At 61.7% G+C, this 22,908-nt stretch carries 20 protein-coding genes and 1 pseudogene; 10 read left to right on the top strand and 11 right to left on the bottom strand.

Annotated elements, in window-relative coordinates; all coding sequences use genetic code 11:
* Positions 1–15: 15 nt before the first annotated feature.
* A complete protein-coding gene (locus ACLEJU_RS06445; RefSeq protein WP_435422391.1) occupies positions 16–1,380 on the top strand; it encodes a formimidoylglutamate deiminase in 1,365 nt (454 codons plus the stop codon).
* Between the two features lie 34 nt (positions 1,381–1,414).
* On the opposite strand, the gene ACLEJU_RS06440 is transcribed toward ACLEJU_RS06445, so the two are convergent.
* Both ACLEJU_RS06440 and bamE read right to left on the bottom strand, forming a co-directional pair.
* Positions 1,415–1,987: a lipocalin family protein gene (locus ACLEJU_RS06440; protein ID WP_110633122.1), complete on the bottom strand. Its 573-nt coding sequence runs from the start codon at positions 1,985–1,987 to the stop codon at positions 1,415–1,417.
* Positions 1,984–2,238, bottom strand: coding sequence for an outer membrane protein assembly factor BamE domain-containing protein (gene bamE / locus ACLEJU_RS06435; RefSeq protein ID WP_027921036.1), 255 nt, complete (start codon positions 2,236–2,238; stop codon positions 1,984–1,986). The genes ACLEJU_RS06440 and bamE overlap by 4 nt, the downstream gene beginning before the upstream one ends.
* 134 nt (positions 2,239–2,372) lie before the next feature.
* Here bamE and ACLEJU_RS06430 point away from each other — a divergent pair.
* Both ACLEJU_RS06430 and ACLEJU_RS06425 read left to right on the top strand, forming a co-directional pair.
* Positions 2,373–3,500 (top strand): annotated as a pseudogene (locus ACLEJU_RS06430) (HAMP domain-containing protein); the annotation flags it as partial.
* A gap of 24 nt (positions 3,501–3,524) precedes the next feature.
* Positions 3,525–4,355: a methyl-accepting chemotaxis protein gene (locus ACLEJU_RS06425; RefSeq protein ID WP_371922759.1), complete on the top strand. Its 831-nt coding sequence runs from the start codon at positions 3,525–3,527 to the stop codon at positions 4,353–4,355.
* A 33-nt stretch (positions 4,356–4,388) separates the two neighbouring features.
* On the opposite strand, the gene ACLEJU_RS06420 is transcribed toward ACLEJU_RS06425, so the two are convergent.
* The 3 genes from ACLEJU_RS06420 to ACLEJU_RS06410 all read right to left on the bottom strand — a co-directional run bounded on the left by ACLEJU_RS06420 (position 4,389) and on the right by ACLEJU_RS06410 (position 8,740).
* Entirely contained in the window at positions 4,389–4,985 is a 597-nt protein-coding gene (locus ACLEJU_RS06420; protein ID WP_103446027.1) for a DUF924 family protein, read from the bottom strand.
* Positions 4,986–4,988: 3 nt separating this feature from the next.
* A complete protein-coding gene (locus ACLEJU_RS06415; protein ID WP_435422390.1) occupies positions 4,989–5,999 on the bottom strand; it encodes a class 1 fructose-bisphosphatase in 1,011 nt (336 codons plus the stop codon).
* Positions 6,000–6,289: 290 nt separating this feature from the next.
* Positions 6,290–8,740, bottom strand: a complete 2,451-nt coding sequence (locus ACLEJU_RS06410) for a glycogen/starch/alpha-glucan phosphorylase (RefSeq protein WP_435422389.1) — start codon at positions 8,738–8,740, stop codon at positions 6,290–6,292.
* Positions 8,741–8,925: 185 nt separating this feature from the next.
* Between ACLEJU_RS06410 and ACLEJU_RS06405 the strand changes: the two genes are divergently transcribed.
* Positions 8,926–9,330: a YkgJ family cysteine cluster protein gene (locus ACLEJU_RS06405; RefSeq protein WP_003249225.1), complete on the top strand. Its 405-nt coding sequence runs from the start codon at positions 8,926–8,928 to the stop codon at positions 9,328–9,330.
* Between the two features lie 348 nt (positions 9,331–9,678).
* Here ACLEJU_RS06405 and typA read toward each other — a convergent pair whose 3' ends face one another.
* Together typA and thiI are read right to left on the bottom strand one after the other, a co-directional pair.
* The gene (gene typA / locus ACLEJU_RS06400) at positions 9,679–11,499 is read right to left on the bottom strand and encodes a translational GTPase TypA (protein ID WP_027921032.1); all 1,821 of its coding nucleotides are present in this window, start codon (positions 11,497–11,499) and stop codon (positions 9,679–9,681) included.
* 128 nt (positions 11,500–11,627) lie between these two features.
* Positions 11,628–13,082: a tRNA uracil 4-sulfurtransferase ThiI gene (gene thiI / locus ACLEJU_RS06395; protein WP_435422388.1), complete on the bottom strand. Its 1,455-nt coding sequence runs from the start codon at positions 13,080–13,082 to the stop codon at positions 11,628–11,630.
* A gap of 491 nt (positions 13,083–13,573) precedes the next feature.
* Between thiI and glnA the strand changes: the two genes are divergently transcribed.
* From glnA to ntrC, 4 genes are all read left to right on the top strand, one after another.
* The gene (gene glnA, locus ACLEJU_RS06390) at positions 13,574–14,980 is read left to right on the top strand and encodes a type I glutamate--ammonia ligase (RefSeq protein ID WP_103446036.1); all 1,407 of its coding nucleotides are present in this window, start codon (positions 13,574–13,576) and stop codon (positions 14,978–14,980) included.
* 152 nt (positions 14,981–15,132) lie between these two features.
* Complete coding sequence (locus ACLEJU_RS06385) at positions 15,133–15,669, top strand: chorismate mutase (RefSeq protein ID WP_435422387.1); 537 nt, start codon at positions 15,133–15,135, stop codon at positions 15,667–15,669.
* A 265-nt stretch (positions 15,670–15,934) separates the two neighbouring features.
* Complete coding sequence (gene glnL, locus ACLEJU_RS06380) at positions 15,935–17,020, top strand: nitrogen regulation protein NR(II) (protein ID WP_103446038.1); 1,086 nt, start codon at positions 15,935–15,937, stop codon at positions 17,018–17,020.
* Positions 17,017–18,453: a nitrogen regulation protein NR(I) gene (gene ntrC / locus ACLEJU_RS06375; protein ID WP_060484298.1), complete on the top strand. Its 1,437-nt coding sequence runs from the start codon at positions 17,017–17,019 to the stop codon at positions 18,451–18,453. The genes glnL and ntrC overlap by 4 nt, the downstream gene beginning before the upstream one ends.
* 358 nt (positions 18,454–18,811) lie before the next feature.
* Here the strand turns inward: ntrC and ACLEJU_RS06370 are convergent, their stop codons facing one another.
* Positions 18,812–19,249: a hypothetical protein gene (locus ACLEJU_RS06370; RefSeq protein WP_435422386.1), complete on the bottom strand. Its 438-nt coding sequence runs from the start codon at positions 19,247–19,249 to the stop codon at positions 18,812–18,814.
* Here ACLEJU_RS06370 and trmL point away from each other — a divergent pair.
* Positions 19,248–19,709 carry a tRNA (uridine(34)/cytosine(34)/5-carboxymethylaminomethyluridine(34)-2'-O)-methyltransferase TrmL gene (gene trmL / locus ACLEJU_RS06365; RefSeq protein WP_054884254.1) on the top strand — a complete coding sequence of 154 codons (462 nt, stop codon included), beginning with the start codon at positions 19,248–19,250 and terminating at the stop codon, positions 19,707–19,709. The two genes, ACLEJU_RS06370 and trmL, sit on opposite strands and share 2 nt — an antisense overlap.
* Before the next feature lie 162 nt (positions 19,710–19,871).
* Here trmL and secB read toward each other — a convergent pair whose 3' ends face one another.
* From secB to ACLEJU_RS06350, 3 genes are read right to left on the bottom strand one after another with little or no spacing between them, the layout of a single operon-like run.
* Positions 19,872–20,357 (bottom strand): protein-export chaperone SecB, encoded by a 486-nt coding sequence (secB, locus tag ACLEJU_RS06360; RefSeq protein ID WP_060480433.1) that lies wholly within the window; start codon positions 20,355–20,357, stop codon positions 19,872–19,874.
* Positions 20,358–20,397: 40 nt separating this feature from the next.
* Entirely contained in the window at positions 20,398–20,652 is a 255-nt protein-coding gene (gene grxC, locus ACLEJU_RS06355) for a glutaredoxin 3 (RefSeq protein ID WP_258703394.1), read from the bottom strand.
* A gap of 1 nt (position 20,653) precedes the next feature.
* A complete protein-coding gene (locus tag ACLEJU_RS06350; RefSeq protein WP_435422385.1) occupies positions 20,654–21,067 on the bottom strand; it encodes a rhodanese-like domain-containing protein in 414 nt (137 codons plus the stop codon).
* Between the two features lie 206 nt (positions 21,068–21,273).
* Here ACLEJU_RS06350 and gpmI point away from each other — a divergent pair, with 206 nt between their 5' ends.
* Positions 21,274–22,809, top strand: coding sequence for a 2,3-bisphosphoglycerate-independent phosphoglycerate mutase (gene gpmI, locus ACLEJU_RS06345; RefSeq protein WP_435422384.1), 1,536 nt, complete (start codon positions 21,274–21,276; stop codon positions 22,807–22,809).
* Positions 22,810–22,908: the final 99 nt, after the last annotated feature.

Raw genomic sequence — 22,908 nt, 5'->3', positions numbered from 1 at the left:
ACAGGATTTTTGCCGATGTCCGCCTATTTTGCAGAACGTGCCCTGCTGCCCACGGGCTGGGCCAGTAACGTCCGCTTCGAAGTTTCCAGTGACGGCTTGCTTAGCCGGATCGAAGCCGACGCTTCGGCCGACGGCGCTGAACGCCTGGCCGGGCCGCTGCTGCCAGGCATGCCCAACCTGCACTCGCATGCGTTCCAGCGGGCCATGGCGGGGCTGGCGGAAGTCGCGGGCAACCCCAACGACAGCTTTTGGACCTGGCGTGAACTGATGTATCGGCTGGTCGGCAAGATCACCCCGGAGCAGCTGCAGGTCATTGCCCGCCAGCTGTATATCGAGATGCTCAAGGCTGGTTACACCTCGGTGGCAGAATTCCACTACGTGCACCATGACCAGGCCGGCAAAGCCTACGCCGACCCGGCCGAACTGTCCCGACGCATCAGTTCGGCTGCGGCCAGCAGCGGCATCGGCCTGACTCTGCTGCCTGTGCTGTACAGCCATGCCGGTTTCGGCGGCCAGGCACCGAACGAAGGGCAGCGACGCTTCATCAATACCACTGAGCAGTACCTGCAACTGCAAGCGCAGCTGGCGCCAGCGCTGGCAGCACAACCCGCGCAACAGCTCGGCTTGTGCTTCCACTCGCTACGCGCGGTCACGCCCGGCCAGATCGCCGAAGTGCTAGCGGCCGGCAATCAGCAATGCCCGATTCATATCCACATCGCCGAACAGCAGAAGGAAGTCGATGACTGCCTGGCCTGGAGCGGGCTGCGGCCGCTGCAATGGCTGTATGAACATGTCGAAGTGGACCGCCGCTGGTGCCTGGTGCACGCCACCCACGCTGAAGCCGACGAAGTCACGGCCATGGCGCGCAGTGGTGCAGTGGCTGGGCTGTGCCTGACCACCGAAGCCAACCTGGGTGACGGCATCTTCCCGGCGGTGGACTTCCTGGCCCAGGGCGGGCGCATGGGCATCGGTTCGGACAGCCATGTGTCGCTGAGCGTGGTCGAGGAACTGCGTTGGCTGGAATATGGCCAGCGCCTGCGCGATCAGCGGCGCAACCGGCTGTACCGTGGCGACCAGCCAATGGTCGGGCGCACGCTGTATGACGCGGCACTGGTCGGCGGGGCGCAGGCGTTGGGGCAAGCCGTTGGCGAGCTGGCGGTAGGCAAGCGGGCCGACTGGCTGGTGCTGGATGGGCAGGACCCGTATATCGCCATGGCCGAGGGAGACGGCATTCTCAACCGCTGGCTGTTCGCGGGCGGCGACCGTCAGGTGCGGGATGTGATGGTCAATGGAAAATGGGTAGTGCGCCAAGGGCAGCATGCCCATGAAGAGGAAAGCCGACAGGCGTTTGCCGGCGTGTTGCGAGCGCTATTGGGCTGAATGCAGAGGGGCCGCTAAAGCGGCCCCCGTCTTATCAATGCATCTGCACGATCTGCTTGTCCGGCGTACGCCAGATCAAGCGGCTGGTGTCATAGCCCTGCTGGCGGGCCTTGGACATCAGGCTCTCGCGCTCCCATACCGGCAAGGTCGGCGTGCGTGAAAGGATCCACAGGTACTTGCGGTCCGGGCTGCCGACGATCGCGGTACGGTAGTGGTCGTCCACGTACAGGATCCAGTATTCTCCCTTGGCCACGCCCGGTACCAGGCGGGTAAACCAGTTGTCGAACTCCACCCACAGCCTGTCGGTATGCCCCGGCTCCTGGATGTTGGCGTGCCCTTCGGCGCGCAGCCATTCATCCCCCATCGTGCGGCAGCGGTTGAGCACACCGTACGAGCCATCGGGCTTGAGGTTGTAATGCGCTTCGGACTGCGCGCAGTCGGCCTGGTACTTCATCGGCAGACGCGCCAGTTCGTACCACTTGCCCTGATAGCGCTTGAGGTCGACATTACCGGCGGTCTTCGGCGCCAGCGGGTCGGTGGCGGAGGTGGCACATCCCCCCAACAGCATGACCAGGCACAGCCCCAGCAGTACGTGCAAACGCCTCATTTGAGGCCCTGCCCGGAGTAGATCAGCACCTTGTCGGCTGCGTATTGCACGCTGATGAAGCTCTTCTCGTCCCCCCAGGTACAGCTGCTCATGCCCAGCGCGCCGGAGCACTCGGTGGGCGTGCCGAGCAGTTGTTCGACCTCGGCCTTGTTCATGCCGGCCTTGAGCTTGGAATAGTTTTCCTGATTGATCTTGCTGCACGCAGTCAGGACGACGCACAAGGACAACAGGGCGAGGGAACGCAACGACATGAAGGGACACTCCTGGAAAATAGACACAGGCGAGTGGCCTGCAGTGATCTTCGACGGGAAAATCCCTCCCTGGTTCCCTGGCGACACCGCTTTAGTCGTACGCCGTTGGTCGGCTGGACCTGCGCAAACGATTAATGTTTTGGCGCGCCGCGACGACACAGCGAGCACGCTGTGGCGCATTGCCACGGCGCCCTCCTATGCCTTGCCTTGTGCAGACCAGAAAAATGACCAAGAACCTCAAGTTCAGCCACAAGATCCTGATGGCCGCCGCCCTGGTGGTGGCCGTTGCCTTTACCTGTTTCGTGCTATTCAACGACTACCGACAACGCCAGTCCCTGCGCAGCGATACGCAGACCAACCTGCAGGACCTGGGCAACCTCACCGCCGGCAACATCCGCAACTGGCTCGACAGCCGCATCCAGCTGCTCGACTCATTGGCCCAGCAAGTTGCAGTCGATGGGCCGGGCAAAGCCAGCCTGGACCGCAGCCTGGCCTTGCCGGTGTATGGCAAGAATTTCCAGCTCACCTATTTCGGTGGCCAGGACGGCAGCATGCAGTCGGTACCGGTGGGAAACCGCGCCGCCGACTATGATCCGCGGGTGCGGGGCTGGTACAAGGCGGCCAGTGCCAGCGGCCAGACCATCGTTACCGAACCGTACATCTCGGCCTCTGCCGGCAAGCTGGTGATCACCCTGGCCACCCCTGTGCAGCAAGCGGGCCGACTGATCGGCGTCAGCGGCGTCGACACCGACCTGCAGACCATCAGCAACCTGATCAACGCCCTGAACTTCGACGGCCAGGGCCATGCCTTCATCGTCAATGGCGAAGGCAAGATCCTCATCCACCCCAAAGCCGACCTGGCCCTGAAAACCCTGGCCGACGTCTACCCGCAGGACACGCCGCGTATCGGCAGCGGCCTGAAGGAAGTCGAAGTCGATGGCCACAAGCAGTTCATCAGCTTCACCCACGTCGACGGTGTGCCGTCGGCGGACTGGTATGTGGCCCTGGTACTCGACCAGGACGCAGCGTTCGCCATGCTGGGTGAACTGCGCACCTCCGCCATCATCGCCACCTTCATCGCAGTGGTGGCCATCATCGCCCTGCTCGGCCTGCTGATTCGCGTGCTGATGGAGCCACTGCACCTGATGGGCCGTGCCATGCATGACATCGCCGAAGGGGAAGGCGACCTTACCCGACGCTTGGCCATCCACGCCCAGGATGAATTCGGCAGCCTTGGCCAATCGTTCAACCGCTTTGTCGAACGTATTCACGAGTCGATCCGCGAAGTGGCCTCGGCCACCGGCCAGGTCAACGCCGTGGCCGCCCAGGTGGTGACCGCTTCGAATGCCTCGATCAACAATGCCGACCAGCAGTCCAGCCGTACCAGCAGCGTGGCGGCAGCCATCAACGAGCTGGGCGCCGCCGCCCAGGAAATCGCCCAGAACGCCGCGCTGGCCTCGCAGCACTCCAGCGAAGCGCGTGGCCTGGCCGAGGACGGCCAGCAAGTGGTCGGGCGCACCATCGATGTGATGAACCAGTTATCGGCACGCATCAGCGACTCGTGCGGCAACATCGAGACGCTCAATGCCCACACCGCCAACATCGGTCAGATCCTCGATGTGATCAGCGGTATTTCCCAGCAGACCAACCTGCTGGCACTCAACGCCGCGATCGAAGCTGCCCGTGCCGGCGAGGCCGGGCGTGGCTTTGCCGTGGTGGCCGACGAGGTCCGCAACCTGGCCCACCGCACCCAGGAGTCGGCACAGCAGGTGCAGCGCCTGATCGAGGAACTGCAGGCCGGCGCGCAAGTGGCGGTCAGCACCATGAACCAGAGTCGCGAGCATAGTGACCACAGCGTGGGCATCGCCAACCAGGCCGGCGAGCGCCTGGGCAGCGTGACCCAGCGCATTGGCGAGATCGATGGCATGAACCAGTCGGTGGCCACCGCCACCGAAGAGCAGACGGCCGTGGTCGAGTCGATCAACGTCGACATCACCGAGATCAATACGTTAAATCAGGAAGGGGTGCAGAACCTGCAGAGCACCTTGCGTGCCTGCACCGACCTTGAGCATCAGGTCGAGCGGTTGAAGCATCTGGTGGGCAGTTTCAGGATCTGAAACCGCGGGGGCCGCTGTGCGCCCCCACTGGCACTAGAACCTGGACCCAGGCTCCAGCAAAAAGTCCATCTCTTCGCTGGTACTCGGCCGCCCCAGCACCAGATTGCGGTGCGGGAAGCGGCCGAAGCGGGCAATCACCCGCTGATGCTGCTCGGCATAATCGAGAAAACCTTCGAACAAACGCCGGTGATCCTCTGGCTGCTCTTCCAGCAGCACCTGGTAACGCTCGACGCAAAGGTTTTGCCAGTCCAGCACCTCGGCATGCTCGAGCACCAGCAGCACGAACACCCGCTGGATCGGCAGCAACTGGTAATCCCAGTTTTTCTGCAGGCCTTGCATAGCCACCACCTGCGCCCGCCGGTCACCTTCGAAGGCGCGCGGCGTGTCGCGGTAGAGCATGCGCGGCAGCTGGTCCAGCAGGATCAGCAAACCGAGCCAACCCTGCGGGCTCTGCTGCCACTCGTCGAGCCCACCCGCCAGGGCGTGCTCGACCAGGTCGCCAAACAGCGCCTGGGCTTCGGCATCGTGATGCTTGCCGAACCACAGCGTGCTCTTCTCGTCAGCCACGGCCTGGGGACTGGTGCCCCATCCGAACCACCACTCCAGCAACGGCTGCCAAGGTGCGAGCATGACTTACTCCTTGTGGTAGGCGGTGACGCGCTCGACCTCTTCCTTCGAGCCGAGGATCACCGACACACGCTGGTGCAGGCCCTCCGGCTTGATGTCGAGGATGCGCTGGTAACCATCGGTGGACACGCCGCCGGCCTGTTCAATGATGAACGACATCGGATTGGCTTCGTACATCAGGCGCAGCTTGCCCGGCTTGCTTGGATCGCGGGCATCGCGCGGGTACATGAACAGACCGCCACGGGTCAGGATGCGGTGCACGTCGGCCACCATCGAGGCGATCCAGCGCATGTTGTAGTTCTTCTTCAGCGGGCCGGTCTCGCCTGCCAGCAGTTCGCCCACGTAGCGCTGCACCGGGGCTTCCCAGTGACGCTGGTTGGACATGTTGATGGCGAACTCGGCGGTGCTTTCCGGCACGCGGATGTTCTCGTGGGTCAGAACGAAGCTGCCCAGTTCACGGTCCAGGGTGAAGCCCTTGACGCCGTTGCCCAGGGTCAGGATCAGCATGGTCTGCGGGCCATAGATGGCGTAACCGGCAGCGACCTGCTGGGTGCCTGGCTGCAGGAAGGCGTTTTCGTTCAGGATTTCGTTCTGGCTCAGGTACTCGTTAGGGCAACGCAGTACCGAGAAGATGGTGCCGACCGACACGTTGACGTCGATGTTGGACGAACCGTCCAGTGGGTCGAAGACCAGCAGGTAGGCGCCTTTCGGGTACTTGCCCGGGATCTGGTAGGCGTTGTCCATTTCCTCGGACGCCATGCCGGCCAAGTGGCCGCCCCATTCGTTGGCTTCGAGCAGGATGTCGTTGGAGATCACGTCCAGTTTCTTCTGGACTTCGCCCTGCACGTTTTCAGTGCCCATGCTGCCCAACACACCACCGAGGGCGCCTTTGGACACGTGATGGCTGATTTCCTTGCACGCACGCGCCACCACTTCGATCAGGAAGCGCAGATCGGCAGGGGTATTGTTGCTGCGGGTCTGCTCAATCAGATAGCGACTCAGGGTAACGCGGGACATGTATGGCTCCGAAGGATAGGGGGAGAAAACCCCCGCAGTTTACAGGGAGAGTTGCAGCCTAGCGAGCAAAGAGACTCGACTTCCGCCCTTGAGTTCAGCAAGCGCCCGGCCAATGGTCGGTTGCACGGCACACATTCGGCCAACTGCACGGACTCTGTGGGAGCGGCCTTGTCTCGCGAAAGGGCCGCGAAGCAGCCCCAGGGATTTCAGCTGAGTTGCATAGATTGTGGGGCTGCTGCGCAGCCCTTTCGCGACACAAGGCCGCTCCCACAATGACCGCATGCCCTGCCTCAATCCAGAGCCTTCCAGATCTCGGTGGCGTATTCACGAATGGTCCGGTCCGAGGAGAACCAGCCCATCCGCGCTGTGTTCAGCACTGCCATGCGCCACCACTCCTGCGGTGTGTGCCACAACTCCTCGACCCGCCGCTGGGCATCCCAGTAGGCATCGAAGTCGGCGCACACCAGGAACCGGTCATAGGCCACCAGCCCATCGATCAACCCCGCATAGCGTGACGGATCATCCGGCGAGAACACCCCGCTGCGAATCGCCTGCAGCACATCGCCCAATCGGCTGGACGCCGCAATCGCCGCATTCGCACCGAAGTCCCCCGCCTTGCGCCGCGCCTCCACCTGCTGCGCAGTCAGGCCGAAGATGAACATGTTGTCCGCACCCACCTGCTCGCACATCTCGACGTTGGCACCGTCGAGCGTGCCGATGGTCAGCGCGCCGTTGAGGCCGAATTTCATGTTGCTGGTACCCGACGCCTCGTAACCGGCGGTGGAGATCTGCTCCGACAGGTCCGCCGCCGGGATGATGCTTTCGGCCAGGCTGACGTTGTAGTTGGGCAGGAACACCACCTTGAGCAGGCCGCGCACGGTCGGGTCGTTGTTGACCACCCGGGCGATGTCGTTGGCCAGCTTGATGATCAGCTTGGCCTGGTGGTAACTGGCTGCGGCCTTGCCGGCGAAGATCTTCACCCGCGGTACCCAGTTGGTACCGGGGTCGTTGCGCATGGCCTGGTACAGCGCCACGGTGTGCAGGAGGTTGAGCAACTGGCGCTTGTACTCGTGGATGCGCTTGACCTGCACGTCGAACAGCGCCTCAGGGTTGACCGTGACGCCTATCCGGTCCTGGATGATACTGGCCAGGGCACGCTTGCTGTGCAGGCGCTGGGCGGCGAACTGCTTGCGGAAGCTGGCTTTGTCGGCGAACGGCACCAGCCCGGCCAAGCGCCCTTCGGGGTCGTCCTTGAGCTCCGGCCCAAGCGCCTCGACCAGCATCTCGGTCAGCTGCGGGTTGGACTGGTACAGCCAGCGGCGGAAGGTGATGCCGTTGGTCTTGTTGTTGATCCGCTGCGGGTAGAGCTTGTGCAGCTCGGCGAACACGGTGCTCTTCATCAGCTTGCTGTGCAGCGCCGACACGCCATTGACGCTGTGCGAGCCAAGGAATGCCAGGTTGCCCATGCGCACCCGACGGCCGTTGTCCTCTTCGATCAGCGATACCGCGCGCAGCACATCGAAGTCGTGCAGGCCTTTGGCCCGCAGGCTGTCGATATGGTAGGCATTGATCAGGTAGATGATCTGCATGTGCCGCGGCAGCATGCGTTCCATCAGCGCCACCGGCCAAGTTTCCAGAGCCTCGGGCAGCAGGGTGTGGTTGGTGTAGGCCAGCGTGCCGACCGTCAGCTCCCAGGCCTTGTCCCAGGGAATTTCATGCTGGTCGACCAATAGCCGCATCAGCTCGGCCACGGCGATCGAAGGGTGCGTGTCATTCAGCTGGATGGCGGCCGCATCCGGCAGGTTGAGCAGGTTCTGGTGCATGTTCAGGTGGCGACGCAGCAGGTCCTGCAGCGACGCCGAAACAAAGAAGTACTCCTGGCGCAGGCGCAGCTCCTGACCGGCCTCGGTGCTATCGGCCGGATACAGCACCCGCGAGATGCTCTCGGCCCGCGCCACTTCGGCGACAGCACCCAAGTGGTCACCGGCATTGAAGCGCTCAAGGTGCAGCTCTTCCAGTGCCCGCGCCCGCCACAGGCGCAAGGTGTTGACGCTGGCACCGCGCCAGCCGACCACGGGCGTGTCGTAGGCTACCGCCCGCACCGTCTCGCCCGGTGACCACACCTGGCGTTGCTGGCCGTGTGTATCGTGCACGGTTTCGACGCTGCCACCGAAACTGATCGGGTAGATTACCTCGGCGCGCTCGAACTCCCAGGGGTTGCCGAAGTCCAGCCAGTTCTCGGTCTGCTCCTGCTGCCACCCATCGACCACTGCCTGGCGGAACAGCCCGTGTTCGTAACGGATGCCATAGCCATGGGCGGCGATGCCCAAGGTCGACATGCTCTCCATGAAGCAGGCTGCCAGGCGGCCAAGGCCACCATTGCCCAAGGCGGCATCCGGTTCGAGCAGGCGAATGCGCTCCAGATCGACGTTCAGGCCTTCGAGGGCATCCCGGGCGATATCCAGCAAGCCGAGGTTGCTCAGGCTGTCGTAGAGCAGCCGGCCGATGAGAAATTCCAGGGAAAGGTAGTAGACCCGCTTCTGGCTGCGTCGATAGGCGCGACGGGTGTGGTCCATCCAGTGGTCGACCATGTGATCGCGCGCGGCCAGAGCGATGGCTTCGAACCAGTCGTGGTCGAAGGCATGCTCCGGATCCTTGCCGACCGCGTAGGTCAGCTTATCCAGTACAGCAGCGCGAAAATCCGCGACTTCGGCGTCACGAGCTTCAGGTTCCTGGGACATGCGGCATCCTCGGGCAAGTTGACGAAAGCGGAGGGAGACTGTTGAGCCTAGACGCTTCGACCAAGAGCGACAGCCAGTGTTCGCGGTTTTCATGAACCTTTGCGCATTCGGTCAAAAGGTTGTTCATAAATTGAACAATTCCGGTATGATCGCGCGCCCCAAGACCGTGATTCACCCCCATAACGATGAAAACGACCCTGATCGCCGCGGCCGAAGTCGACCGCCTCGAGACCTGGCAGCGCTACACCAGCAACATGTGCCATGGCTGCCATTCGACCTGCTGCACCCTGCCGGTAGAGGTGAAGATCAAGGATCTGATCCGCATTGGCGTGGTAGATGAATTCGAGAAAGACGAACCGCCGAAGAACGTGGCCAAGCGTTTGCAGAAGGAAGGCATTATCGAGCGCTTCAATCAGAAGTCGGGGATCTTCACCCTGACCCGGATGAGCAACGACGACTGCATGTACCTGGATCGCAAGAGCCGGCTGTGCACCATCTATGACAAGCGGCCGGATACCTGCCGCAATCACCCCAAGGTCGGGCCGCGGCCGGGGTATTGTGCTTACAAGCCGAAGGTTGTTGGCCGCTGATTCGCCTTTTGATCGGGTGATGGCCACCAGGCGCATGCCTGGGTTGTGATGGTGTGGCGGCGCTCGATCTCATAGGCGCTGAAAATGTCGAGGCGGACCCATGGTGGCCACCTGCAACCTAAAGACAAGCCCATCCCTGCACCACTCCTACTCACATTGATGTTCGCCTTTTCGCGGGTAAACCCGCTCCCACAGGTACGGCGCCGGCCGTGGGCATTGCACATCCCCTGTGGGAGCGGGTTTAACCCGCGAACACCGGCAGAGCCGGTGCCATACACACAAAGACCAGACCAAAAAAAACGCCCCCGACCTTTCGACCGGGGGCGTTTTTATTCAGCCTGAGCTAACTCAGTTCTTGGCTTTCTTGGCAGCGCGGGTACGCTCGCCTTCGTCCAGGATCTTCTTGCGCAGACGGATCGACTTAGGAGTGACTTCGCACAGCTCGTCGTCCTGGATGAATTCCAGAGCCTGTTCCAGGGTGTGGCGAACTGGCGGAACCAGGGCGATGACTTCGTCTTTGCCCGAAGCACGCATGTTGTCGAGCTTCTTGCCTTTGGTCGGGTTCACGCCCAGGTCGTTGTCACGGCTGTTCAGGCCGATGATCTGACCGTTGTAGATCTCCTGGCCGTGTTCGACGAACAGCTTGCCGCGAGCCTGCAGGGTTTCCAGCGAGTAGGTCAGTGCCTTGCCGGTTTCAACCGAAACCAGAACACCGTTCAGACGGCCGGACATCTGGCCCGACTTCATGGTGTCGTAACGATCGAAGATCGAGGTCAGGATGCCTGCACCGTTGGTCAGGGTCAGGAACTGGTTACGGAAACCGATCAGACCACGGGCTGGAATGTTGTACTCCAGGCGCACACGGCCCTTGCCATCCGGCACCATGTTGGTCAGGTCGCCTTTACGCAGACCCATCTCTTCCATGACCTTGCCCTGGGATTCTTCAGGGATGTCGATGGTGACGTTCTCGAACGGCTCCTGCTTGACGCCGTCGACTTCGCGGATGATCACTTCAGGACGGCCCACGGCCATCTCGAAGCCTTCACGGCGCATGGTTTCGATCAGAACGGACAGGTGCAGCTCACCACGGCCCGATACCTTGAACTTGTCAGGGGAATCGGTTTCCTGAACGCGCAGAGCAACGTTGTACAGCAGCTCCTTGTCCAGACGGTCCTTGATGTTACGGCTGGTGACGAACTTGCCTTCCTTACCGCAGAACGGCGAGTCGTTGACCTGGAAGGTCATCGAAACGGTCGGCTCGTCAACGGTCAGCGGCTTCATCGCTTCTACCGCGTCCGGGGCGCACAAGGTGTCGGAGATGAACAGCTCGTCGAAACCGCTGATGCAGACGATGTCGCCAGCCTGGGCTTCTTCGACGTCGACGCGGTGCAGGCCGTGGTGGCCCATCAGCTTCAGGATACGACCGTTACGCTTCTTGCCGTTGGTGTCGATGGCGACAACCGGGGTGTTCGGCTTGACGCGGCCACGGGCGATACGGCCAACGCCGATAACGCCGAGGAAGCTGTTGTAGTCCAGCGCGGAGATCTGCATCTGGAACGAACCGTCACGGTCAACGTCCGGTGCCGGTACGTTGTCGACGATCGACTGGTACAGGGCGGTCATGTCTTCGCCCATGGCGGTGTGGTCCAGACCGGCAATGCCGTTCAGGGCCGAGGCGTAGACGACTTTGAAGTCCAGCTGTTCGTCGGTGGCACCGAGGTTGTCGAACAGGTCGAAGATCTGGTCCAGAACCCAGTCAGGACGCGCGCCCGGACGGTCGACCTTGTTGATCACGACGATCGGTTTCAGGCCGGCTTCGAAAGCCTTCTTGGTCACGAAGCGGGTTTGCGGCATCGGGCCGTCCTGGGCGTCGACCAGCAGCAGCACGGAGTCAACCATCGACATTACACGCTCAACCTCGCCACCGAAGTCGGCGTGGCCGGGGGTGTCGACGATGTTGATGTGGTAGCCGTTCCAGTTGATGGCGGTGTTTTTCGCCAGAATGGTAATACCGCGCTCTTTTTCCTGGTCGTTGGAGTCCATGACGCGCTCGTCGTTGAGCTCGTTACGCTCCAGAGTGCCGGACTGACGCAGGAGTTTGTCGACCAGGGTGGTTTTACCATGGTCAACGTGGGCGATGATGGCGATGTTACGCAGATTTTCGATCACAACTGTATCTCGATCAGAGGATTCGGTTGCCACCTAGTGTAGGCGGCGAATATGTACGCTTTTAGGCTCAGCGGGCCCGATGGTCGGGAGGGCGATGGCGGATGCTGCCGCCATACAGCCCTGGCGTCTTATGTCGGACGATAAACACGCACATTGGCATGTCCCTCACTGAGCAGGTGGTGTGCGTGCAAACGGCTCATCACACCTTTGTCGCAATACAGCAAGTACTGGCGCGTAGGGTCCAGGTGCTTGAACTTGCTGTTGATGGCATAGAACGGCATGGCCTGGACTTCGATACCGTCCAGTGCGAGTGGTTCGTCTTCCTGGGCATCGGGGTGACGAATGTCGATGACGATCTGGCCTGGCAGCGCCTCGACCACTTCCTCGATTTCGATGTCCTTGCCCAGCTCGTCGATCACGTGGTCGATGGAGATGAACTTGGCGCGCTCCAGGGCGCGCTCCAGCACGGCCATGTCGAACTGCTTTTCTTCGTGCTCCATGCGGTGACGCTTGGCATGGGTGGTCGGGTTCACCGAGATCACGCCGCAATATTCCGGCATGTGCTTGGCGAAGTCGGCGGTGCCGATTTCGGTGGCCTGGTCGATGATGTCCTGCTTGTGGCTGGCCAGCAACGGGCGCAGCACCAGCTTGTCGGTGGCCGAGTCGATGATCGACAGGTTCGGCAGGGTCTGGCTGGAGACCTGGGAGATCGCCTCGCCGGTCACCAGCGCGTCGATCTGCAGGCGGTCGGCCATGTGCGCGGCACCGCGCAGCATCATGCGCTTGAGGGTTACGCCCATGTAGCTGTTGTCGACCTTGTTGAGGATCTCGCCGACCACTTCTTCGAACGGCACGCTGATGAACAGCACGCGCTGGCTGCTGCCGTACTTTTTCCACAGGTAGTGGGCCACTTCCATCACGCCCAGCTCGTGGGCACGGCCGCCGAGGTTGAAGAAGCAGAAGTGGGTCATCAGGCCGCGGCGCATCATCTGGTAGGCCGCCACGGTGGAGTCGAAACCACCGGACATCAGCACCAGGGTCTGCTCCAGGGCACCCAGCGGGTAGCCGCCGATTCCGTTGTGCTGGTTGTGGATCACGTACAGGCGCTGATCGCGGATCTCCATACGCACCACGACTTCAGGCGTCTTCAGGTCGATGCCGGCGGCGCCGCACTGCTGGCGCAGCTGGCTGCCGACGTAGCGGTCGACGTCCATAGAGGTGAAGTCGTGATGGCCGCCGCGCTTGCAACGCACCGAGAAGCGCTTGCCGGCCAGCAGGTGGCCGAAGTGGTGCTTGCACTTGGCGACGATGTCGTCGAAGTCGCCCAGCGGGTATTCCTCGACCTGCAGGAAGTGGGTGATACCCGGGGTGCAGGTGAGGCGCTCGATCATCTCGCGCTGGATCTTCTCGTCCTCGACGCGGGTGACCACCTCGAGATTGTCCCAGACACCATCGACCGCGAGCTCAGGATCGAGATCCTTGAGCACGTTGCGGATGTTCTTGCCGAGCTGGCGGATGAAGCGCTTGCGCACCGGCCGGCTCTTGATGGTGATTTCTGGGAAGACTTTGACGATAAGTTTCATTGGGTTAACAGCGCGCGCAGGGCCTGCCGAAAATGAGGGGCGCGAATTATAGCGGAAATTGCTCAGGATTTGACCAACTTTTGATCAGAAGCTTTCAGATAAATGCAGAGGCCAGGTTTTGTGGCGCCTGTGCCGGCCCTTTCGCGGGTAAACCCGCTCCCACAGGGACCACACACGCTTCCAGCACTGTGCAATCCCTGTGGGAGCGGGTTTACCCGGGAAAAGGCCCTCAAAGTAAGCATAGCTTTCGAGCCATGCACTCATTTGGTGCTCAACCCTGAATTCCTGCCTCCTAAGGGTGCACTTTTGTCCGCTACGACCCCAGCAAATGCCCGCAAACGCCCCTTTTTATCTCGCCCTCGCCATTTTCGGGCACTGGCATGCAATTTGCTCCCTTGTGAGGCAGGTAAGCTTGGCCGACTATCCGCGCCCGGCAACACCCTTTTTCCAGAGCAGCGGCCCACCGCGCTCTAGACCCTCCGGAGGACAACATGTCGAAGTCGGTTCAACTCATCAAAGATCATGACGTCAAGTGGATTGATCTGCGTTTCACGGACACCAAGGGCGTACAGCATCACGTGACCATGCCGGCGCGTGATGGCCTGGACGAAGACTTCTTCGAAGTCGGCAAGATGTTCGACGGTTCCTCCATCGCTGGCTGGAAAGGCATCGAAGCGTCCGACATGATCCTGATGCCGGTTGACGAGACCGCCGTTCTGGACCCGTTCACCGAAGAACCAACCCTGATCATCACCTGCGACATCGTCGACCCGTCGAGCATGCAGGGCTACGATCGCGACCCACGTGCGATCGCCAAGCGCGCCGAAGAGTACCTGAAGAGCACCGGCATCGGTGACACCGTCTTCGCCGGCCCAGAGCCAGAGTTCTTCATCTTCGACGAAGTGAAGTTCAAGTCGGACATCTCCGGTTCGATGTTCAAGATCTTCTCCGAGCAAGGCTCGTGGATGTCTGACGCTGACGTGGAAGGCGGCAACAAAGGCCACCGCCCAGGCGTGAAAGGCGGCTACTTCCCGGTTCCGCCGTTCGACCACGACCACGAAATCCGTACCGCCATGTGCAACGCTCTGGAAGAAATGGGCCAGACCGTTGAAGTTCACCACCACGAAGTGGCGACTGCCGGCCAGAACGAAATCGGCGTCAAGTTCAACACCCTGGTGAAGAAAGCTGACGAAGTACAGGCCCTGAAATACGTCGTGCACAACGTTGCCGACGCCTACGGCCGTACCGCCACCTTCATGCCGAAGCCACTGTACGGCGACAACGGCTCGGGCATGCACGTGCACATGTCGATCTGGAAAGACGGCAAGAACACCTTCTCCGGTGAAGGCTATGCTGGCCTGTCCGATACCGCCCTGTACTTCATCGGCGGTATCATCAAGCACGGTAAGGCCCTGAACGGCTTCACCAACCCGTCGACCAACTCGTACAAGCGTCTGGTCCCAGGCTTCGAAGCGCCGGTAATGCTGGCCTACTCGGCTCGCAACCGTTCCGCCTCGATCCGCATTCCTTACGTCGGCAGCCCGAAAGCCCGCCGTATCGAAGCACGCTTCCCGGACCCATCGGCCAACCCGTACCTGGCCTTCGCGGCCCTGCTGATGGCTGGCCTGGACGGCATCCAGAACAAGATCCACCCAGGCGATGCTGCCGACAAGAACCTGTACGACCTGCCACCAGAAGAAGCCAAGGACATCCCGCAGGTTTGCGGCAGCCTGAAAGAGGCCCTGGAAGAGCTGGACAAAGGCCGTGCGTTCCTGACCAAGGGCGGCGTGTTCTCCGACGACTTCATCGATGCCTTCATCGAGCTGAAGAGCGAAGAAGAAATCAAGGTCCGCACCTTCGTGCACCCGCTGGAATACGAACTGTACTACAGCTGCTGATCTGGCTGGCGCCTGGCGCCAATCTGAATCACCGAAAACGGCCTTCTTCTGAAGGCCGTTTTTTGTTTTACGCTCATCGCTTTCAGATACTTCCTACAAGCAAGGCTTACCTGACTGCGCACAATCAAATCTCCGACAATAAGGAGATTGCCATGCGCCCCCTGCCCTTCGTGCTGTTCTTCGTCATACCTCTTTTCGGCTGCAGTTCCCCCTCACAACCCGACCTCAAACCTTTGCTCGCGGCAATAGGGCAGCGCCTGGACCTGGCCTACGCCGTGGCCGTGCACAAATGGGACAATGGCGTGCCAGTCGAGGCCCCGCTGCGAGAACAAGAGGTTCTGCAGCAGGTTCAAGCTGCAGCCCATGACTACGATCTGACTCCCGAACGGGCCGCGGCCTTTTTTGCCGACCAGATCGAAGCCAACAAAATCGTCCAGTACGCCCTGATCGACCGCTGGACGGCACTGGGGAAGCGGCCCCCTCAGCAAGCCCGGAATCTCGCAGATGAATTGCGCCCGCGCCTGGACATGCTCCAGGCGACATTGCTGTTCGAACTGGGCAACCTGGACCGCAAGCCGCTTGACGATTGCCCTCGCCAATTGACCGACGCCCTAGCCGGTCATGCCAGCGACGCGCTCCGGCACATGGCCCTGGTCCGCGCAACCGCACACCTGTGCGTAAAACGCTGACTTCAGCAATGCTCTATATTGGTGCATAAACGTACCAAGCGCTTCGACCTGCAACCCAAAACGGGTCACTTGAAACGATAAATCACGGCAATCTGGTCCGAATAAGCGCAATTCCAGGTCTTTATCAGGCAATTCCGCTTCTTTTCGGAGCCTTGGTTTGTTTCTTGCATTTTCCTGTACAGAGACTGGTATCAGCGGACCCACCGCCTGCCCGGCCACGGCCGCGCCCTGCCTGACAAGCGCCAAAAGAGGTCAACGACGCCTTATGACCATCAGCGATGCACAGCACCGTCTGCTTCTGGACAACCTGACCACCGCAACGCTCCTGCTCAATGCCGAGCTGCGCCTGGAATACATGAACCCGGCTGCGGAAATGCTCCTGGCCGTCAGCGGCCAGCGCAGCCACGGACAGTTCATCAGTGAGCTGTTCACCGAATCGACCGAGGCGCTCAACTCGCTGCGCCAGGCCGTGGAACAGGCGCACCCGTTCACCAAGCGTGAAGCGCAACTGACCTCGCTGACCGGGCAGGCCATCACCGTCGACTATGCCGTGACGCCGATCCTGCATCAGGGCAATACCTTGCTGCTGCTGGAAGTGCACCCGCGTGATCGCTTGCTGCGCATCACCAAGGAAGAAGCCCAGCTGAGCAAGCAGGAAACGACCAAGATGCTGGTGCGCGGCCTGGCCCACGAGATCAAGAACCCGCTCGGCGGTATTCGTGGCGCCGCACAGCTGCTGGCTCGCGAACTGCCCGAAGAGGGGCTGCGCGACTACACCAACGTGATCATTGAAGAGGCCGACCGCCTGCGCAACCTGGTCGACCGCATGCTCGGCTCGAACAAGTTGCCGTCGCTGGCCATGACCAACATCCACGAAGTACTGGAGCGGGTCTGCAGCCTGGTCGAAGCCGAAAGTCAGGGATGCATCACATTGGTGCGCGACTACGACCCAAGCCTGCCGGATGTGCTGATCGACCGCGAGCAGATGATCCAGGCCGTACTGAACATCGTGCGCAACGCGATGCAGGCGATCAGTTCGCAGAACGAGTTGCGCCTGGGTCGCATCACCCTGCGCAGCCGTGCCGTGCGCCAGTTCACCATCGGCCACGTGCGCCATCGCCTGGCGGCGCGTATCGAGATCATCGACAACGGCCCAGGCATCCCTGCGGAACTGCAGGACACGCTTTTCTATCCCATGGTCAGTGGGCGCCCGGACGGTACCGGGCTCGGCCTGGCCATTACCCAGAACATCATCAGCCAGCACCAGGGCCTGATCGAGTGTGAAAGCCACGCAGGGCACACCGCCTTCTCGATCTTCCTGCCCCTGGAACAAGGAGCCACCGCCTCATGAGCCGAAGTGAAACCGTATGGATCGTCGATGATGATCGCTCCATCCGCTGGGTCCTGGAAAAAGCCCTGCAACAGGAAGGCATGACCACCCAGAGCTTCGACAGCGCCGATGGTGTCATGGGCCGCCTAGCCCGCCAGCAGCCTGATGTGATCATTTCCGACATTCGCATGCCCGGCGCCAGCGGCCTCGACCTGCTGGCGCAGATCCGCGAACAGCACCCACGCCTGCCGGTCATCATCATGACCGCCCATTCCGACCTGGACAGCGCCGTGGCGTCGTACCAGGGTGGTGCCTTCGAGTACCTGCCCAAGCCGTTCGACGTCGACGAAGCGGTGTCGCTGGTCAAACGTGCCAATCAGCACGCCCAGGAACAGCAAGGCCTCGATGTACCGCAGGCCTTGGCCCGCACGCCGGAAATCATCGGCGAAGCGCCGGCGATGCAGGAAGTCTTCCGCGCCATCGGCCGCCTGAGTCACTCCAACATCACCGTCCTGATCAACGGTGAGTCCGGTACCGGCAAAGAGCTGGTGGCGCACGCCCTGCACCGCCACAGCCCGCGTGCGGCATCGCCATTCATCGCCCTGAACATGGCGGCCATCCCCAAGGACCTGATGGAGTCGGAGCTGTTCGGCCACGAGAAAGGTGCCTTCACCGGCGCGGCCAACCTGCGCCGCGGCCGCTTCGAGCAGGCCGACGGCGGTACCTTGTTCCTCGACGAGATCGGCGACATGCCAGCCGATACCCAGACCCGCCTGTTGCGGGTGCTGGCCGATGGCGAGTTCTATCGCGTTGGCGGCCACGTGCCGGTGAAGGTCGATGTACGCATCATTGCGGCAACCCACCAGAATCTGGAGTCACTGGTGACGGCCGGCAAATTCCGTGAGGACTTGTTCCATCGCCTCAACGTGATTCGCATCCATATTCCGCGCCTGGCCGACCGCCGCGAGGACATTCCGGCGCTGGCCCGACACTTCCTCGGCCGTGCCGCCCAGGAACTGGCCGTAGAGCCGAAGCTGCTCAAGCCGGAAACCGAAGAGTTCATCCGTAACCTGCCGTGGCCGGGCAACGTGCGCCAGCTGGAAAACACCTGCCGCTGGATCACCGTGATGGCCTCTAGCCGCGAGGTGCTGATCGGCGACCTGCCGCCGGAGCTGCTGAACCTGCCGCAGGACGCAGCACCGGTGACCAACTGGGAACAGGCGCTGCGCCAGTGGGCTGACCAGGCCCTGGCGCGCGGGCAGTCGAATTTGCTCGACAGTGCGGTCCCCAGCTTCGAACGGATCATGATCGAGACCGCGCTCAAGCACACCGCCGGACGCCGGCGTGATGCGGCAGTGCTGCTGGGCTGGGGGCGCAATACCCTGACCCGCAAGATCAAGGAGTTGGGGATGAACGTCGATGGCGGGGATGAGGACGAGGGTGAGGACCACTGATCCCTGTTAACCCGTGAAACCTCTGGGGCCGCTTTTGCGGCCCCAGTCATTTCTGCTTTCCGGTGCACCGATGCTGTGCCCAGTGCACCTCACGAAGGCACAAATCCCCTTGAAACCCGGCCAAATCACCCTGAAAACCCAGTATTCATGGGTTTTAAAAACTGGCACGCCCCCTGCAATAGCTAATACATGTCCAGTTTCGGGGGCCCTGGTACAGGCAGGCCGGGTGACCCCTCTTTTATTCGCAGTAACGCCGCTTTCGGGGACCTCGGTACAGGCAGGCCGGGCCATCCCCTCTTTAATTTGCTGTAAGCCCTTTTGGGGACCTTGGTACAGGCAGGCCGAGATATCCCCTCTTTTATTCGTGCAGCTTCACCTGCACCCGCCAACGCCCAGCGTCCTCTGCACCGGCCCATTCGCCGTGCAGGGGACGCGCGGCAATCACCGTCAGCAACAGCCCCTTGTCACTCTTCTGCAAACGCCAGCCGACCGGCTTGCCCTGCAGGTCCAACTGGCCGCGCTGCGCCTTGCCCTCGGCCTCGAACAAAAGCGCCACGGTGCCTTCTACGTTTTCACCATGCAGCTTGGGCTCTTCGTTGAACCACAGGTCCAAGCCATCCTGCACCACCTCGACCTGTTCCAGCACATGCTCATCAGGAGCAGTCAGACGACCAATCATCAGGCCCACCAACATGCCGAACAGCGCCAGTGAAAGCAGCATGCGTGGCCAGGCCTTCGAACGCAGGTCAGGTTCAGGGGTAGAATGCTCGCCATCTTCACGTTTGGAGCCGTGCATGTTTCACGTCATCCTTTTTCAACCAGAAATTCCGCCGAATACCGGCAACATCATCCGCCTCTGTGCCAACAGCGGTTGCGCCCTGCACCTGATCGAGCCGATCAGCTTTGAACTGGACGACAAGCGCCTGCGCCGTGCCGGGCTGGATTACCACGAGTATGCCACGCTCAAGCGCCACGAAAGCCTGGCCGGATGCCTGGAAAGCCTGGGCAATCCGCGACTGTTCGCCTTCACCACCAAGGGCTCGCACCCGTTCCATGAAGTGGCTTATCAGCCCGGTGATGCGTTCCTGTTCGGGCCAGAGAGCCGCGGCCTGCCGGCCGAAGTACTCGACAGCCTGCCGGCCGAGCAACGCCTGCGCCTGCCGATGCGGCCGGGGTGCCGCAGCCTGAACCTGTCCAATACCGTGGCAGTGACGGTGTATGAAGCCTGGCGGCAAAACGGGTTTGCCGGTAGCTGATCTCTAACCTGTACCGGCCCTTTCGCGGGCATGCCCGCTCCCATAGAGACCGCGCAAAACTTGAAGGTTGTGCAGTATCTGTGGGAGCGGGCGTGTCCGCGAAGATGCCGGTACAGGAAACAAAAAAGCGCCCCGAGAGGCGCTTTTGTGTTACCGGCAGAATTACTGCACGGTCGGCGTTTCGCCAGTTTCCTGCATGCGCTGCAGCTCTTGCGCGTACAGGGCATCGAAGTTGACCGGCGACAGCATCAGGGCCGGGAACGAACCACGGGTCACCAGGCTGTCCAGGGTTTCACGGGCATACGGGAACAGGATGTTTGGGCAGAACGCGCCGAGGGTGTGGCTCATCGACGAAGCGTCGAGGTTCTTGATCAGGAAGATGCCTGCCTGCTGAACTTCAGCGATGAAGGCCACTTCGTCGCCGTTCTTGACGGTCACCGACAGGGTCAGAACCACTTCGTGGAAGTCACCTTCCAGGGCCTTCTGCTTGGTGTTCAGGTCCAGGGCAACGCTCGGCTCCCAGGTCTGACGGAAGATCTGCGGGCTTTTCGGGGCTTCGAACGACAGGTCACGCACGTAGATGCGCTGCATGGAGAACTGAGGGCTGTTGTCTTCTGCAGCAGCGCCGTTGGTCTGTTGGTCAGTCATGGCAGATCCTTAATCCTAATGTTTTTGAATGCAGTGCAAATCAGGCCGCCAGCAGCGCGTCGAGCTTGCCGGCGCGCTCCAGGGCATAGAGGTCATCGCATCCACCGACGTGGGTGCCGCCGATCCAGATCTGCGGCACCGATGTACGGCCGGCCTTCTGGCTCATCTCGGCGCGAACCTGCGGCTTGCCGTCGACCTTGATTTCCTCGAAGGCCACGCCCTTGCTCTCGAGCAGGTACTTGGCGCGCATGCAGTAGGGGCAGTAGTCGCTGGAATAGACGATGACGGGCTTCATATCACTTCACCAGGGGCAGGTTATCGGCTTTCCAGCTGGAAACGCCACCGCTCAGTTTGGCGGCGGTGTAACCAGCCTTGATCAGCTCGCCGCAGACCGCGCCGGACTGCTGGCCCATCGCATCGACGATGATCAAGGTCTTCTCTTTGTGCTTCTCGAGCTCGGTCATGCGGTTGGCGATCTTGTCCTGCGGAATATTCAGCGCACCGACGATGTGGCCGGCGGAGTATTCCTTGGAAGGACGAATGTCGATAACCAGTGCCTTGTCGGCATTGACCAGCGCGGTCAGCTGGCCGTTGCTCAGGCTCTGGCCGCCACGGCGCAGTTCATTGACGAGCAGGGCAACCAGCAGAACCACGAAGATCGCCACCAGGATGTAGTGATCTGTCGCGAATTGAATCAGGTGAGCAACCATCAGCGGTGTTCCAGGCGATTGAAAATGCCGGCCAGTATACACAGCCCCCCAGTGCCACCAAAGCCCGACGGGTCGCCGGTAAAGGTACCTTCATGTTACCGGGCTGCCTGCGCCGGTCGGGCGACAGGACGATTATTCGCCGCTGATGGCGCATTTGCCCTAAAATGCGTGTCTTTATCATCTTTGAACAACCGTGAGTTTGATTGATGACGAGTACGCCCAAACCCCTGGTCCTGATCATCCTGGATGGATTCGGCCACAGCGAAAGCCCCGAATACAACGCCATCTATTCCGCCAACACACCGGTCTATGACCGCCTGCGCGCCACCCAGCCGCATGGCCTGATTTCCGGATCAGGGATGGATGTCGGCCTGCCGGACGGGCAGATGGGCAACTCCGAAGTCGGTCACATGAACCTCGGCGCCGGGCGCGTCGTTTACCAGGACTTCACCCGGGTGACCAAGGCCATCCGCGATGGCGAGTTCTTCCAGAACCCGGTACTCACCGGCGCGGTGGACAAGGCTGCGGGCGCTGGCAAGGCGGTGCACATCCTCGGGCTGCTGTCCGACGGTGGCGTGCACAGCCACCAGGACCACCTGGTTGCCATGGCCGAACTGGCCGCGCAGCGCGGTGCCGAGAAGATCTACCTGCACGCCTTCCTCGATGGCCGTGACACCCCGCCACGCAGCGCGCAATCGTCGATCGAACTGCTCGACGCGACCTTTGCCAAGCTCGGCAAGGGCCGGATCGCCAGCCTGATCGGCCGCTACTTCGCAATGGACCGCGACAACCGCTGGGACCGCGTCAGCGCCGCCTACAACCTGATAGTCGACAGCGTTGCCGACTACACCGCCGACACCGCGCTGGCAGGCCTGGAAGCCGCCTACGCCCGCGAAGAGAACGACGAATTCGTCAAGGCCACGCGCATTGGCGAGGCAGTCAAGGTCGAAGACGGCGACGCTGTGATCTTCATGAACTTCCGCGCCGATCGCGCCCGCGAGCTGTCGCGCGCCTTCGTCGAGCCGGACTTCAACGAATTCCCGCGTGCCCGCCTGCCGAAGATGGCCGCCTACATCGGCCTGACCCAGTACTCGGCAAAGATCGCCGCGCCGGCAGCCTATGCCCCGTCCAGCCTGAACAACGTACTGGGCGAGTACCTGGCAAAGAACGGCAAGACTCAGCTACGCATCGCCGAAACCGAGAAGTATGCGCACGTCACGTTCTTCTTCTCCGGTGGCCGCGAAGAGCCGTTCGAAGGCGAAGAGCGCATCCTGATCCCGTCGCCAAAGGTCGCCACCTACGACCTGCAGCCCGAGATGAACGCCCCTGAAGTGACCGATCGCATCGTCGAAGCCATCGAGCAGCAGCGTTTTGACGTGATCGTGGTCAACTACGCCAACGGCGACATGGTCGGCCACACTGGCGTGTTCGAAGCTGCCGTCAAAGCAGTCGAAGCCCTCGATACTTGTGTCGGACGCATCGTCGAGGCGCTGGAGAAGGTCGACGGCGAAGCACTGATCACAGCCGACCACGGCAACGTCGAGCAGATGGAAGACGCGTGCACCGGCCAGGCGCACACCGCGCACACCAGCGAGCCGGTGCCGTTCATCTATGTCGGCAAGCGCAAGGTGCAGGTCCGCGAAGGCGGTGTGCTGGCGGACGTGGCGCCGACCATGCTGAAACTGCTGGGCCTGGAAAAGCCGGCAGAAATGACCGGTACTTCGATCCTGGTCGACGCCTGATTCAGTGTACCGGGGCCGCCTTGCAGCCCCTTTGCACATGAATTCCAGACAAACGCCCCGCTGCCCCGGCAGCGAGGCGTTTTTTTTGCCTGCCCGCAC

It is taken from the genome of Pseudomonas sp. SMN11, assembly GCF_052041945.1.
Classification (GTDB): Bacteria; Pseudomonadota; Gammaproteobacteria; order Pseudomonadales; family Pseudomonadaceae; genus Aquipseudomonas.
Note: the sequence above shows the minus strand (reverse complement) of the source record. Positions and strands in the feature narration are given on the sequence as shown.

Bases quoted from the DNA above. Each gene is read 5' to 3' on its own strand.
- thiI (WP_435422388.1), bottom strand. From the start codon at position 13,082: ATGAAACTTATCGTCAAAGTCTTCCCAGAAATCACCATCAAGAGCCGG.
- ACLEJU_RS06405 (WP_003249225.1), top strand. From the start codon at position 8,926: ATGAAAACGACCCTGATCGCCGCGGCCGAAGTCGACCGCCTCGAGACC.
- ACLEJU_RS06385 (WP_435422387.1), top strand. From the start codon at position 15,133: ATGCGCCCCCTGCCCTTCGTGCTGTTCTTCGTCATACCTCTTTTCGGC.
- ACLEJU_RS06420 (WP_103446027.1), bottom strand. From the start codon at position 4,985: ATGCTCGCACCTTGGCAGCCGTTGCTGGAGTGGTGGTTCGGATGGGGC.
- ACLEJU_RS06440 (WP_110633122.1), bottom strand. From the start codon at position 1,987: ATGAGGCGTTTGCACGTACTGCTGGGGCTGTGCCTGGTCATGCTGTTG.
- glnA (WP_103446036.1), top strand. From the start codon at position 13,574: ATGTCGAAGTCGGTTCAACTCATCAAAGATCATGACGTCAAGTGGATT.
- gpmI (WP_435422384.1), top strand. From the start codon at position 21,274: ATGACGAGTACGCCCAAACCCCTGGTCCTGATCATCCTGGATGGATTC.
- secB (WP_060480433.1), bottom strand. From the start codon at position 20,357: ATGACTGACCAACAGACCAACGGCGCTGCTGCAGAAGACAACAGCCCT.
- bamE (WP_027921036.1), bottom strand. From the start codon at position 2,238: ATGTCGTTGCGTTCCCTCGCCCTGTTGTCCTTGTGCGTCGTCCTGACT.
- grxC (WP_258703394.1), bottom strand. From the start codon at position 20,652: ATGAAGCCCGTCATCGTCTATTCCAGCGACTACTGCCCCTACTGCATG.
- ACLEJU_RS06370 (WP_435422386.1), bottom strand. From the start codon at position 19,249: ATGCACGGCTCCAAACGTGAAGATGGCGAGCATTCTACCCCTGAACCT.
- ACLEJU_RS06350 (WP_435422385.1), bottom strand. From the start codon at position 21,067: ATGGTTGCTCACCTGATTCAATTCGCGACAGATCACTACATCCTGGTG.
- ACLEJU_RS06410 (WP_435422389.1), bottom strand. From the start codon at position 8,740: ATGTCCCAGGAACCTGAAGCTCGTGACGCCGAAGTCGCGGATTTTCGC.
- trmL (WP_054884254.1), top strand. From the start codon at position 19,248: ATGTTTCACGTCATCCTTTTTCAACCAGAAATTCCGCCGAATACCGGC.
- ACLEJU_RS06445 (WP_435422391.1), top strand. From the start codon at position 16: ATGTCCGCCTATTTTGCAGAACGTGCCCTGCTGCCCACGGGCTGGGCC.
- glnL (WP_103446038.1), top strand. From the start codon at position 15,935: ATGACCATCAGCGATGCACAGCACCGTCTGCTTCTGGACAACCTGACC.
- ACLEJU_RS06415 (WP_435422390.1), bottom strand. From the start codon at position 5,999: ATGTCCCGCGTTACCCTGAGTCGCTATCTGATTGAGCAGACCCGCAGC.
- ntrC (WP_060484298.1), top strand. From the start codon at position 17,017: ATGAGCCGAAGTGAAACCGTATGGATCGTCGATGATGATCGCTCCATC.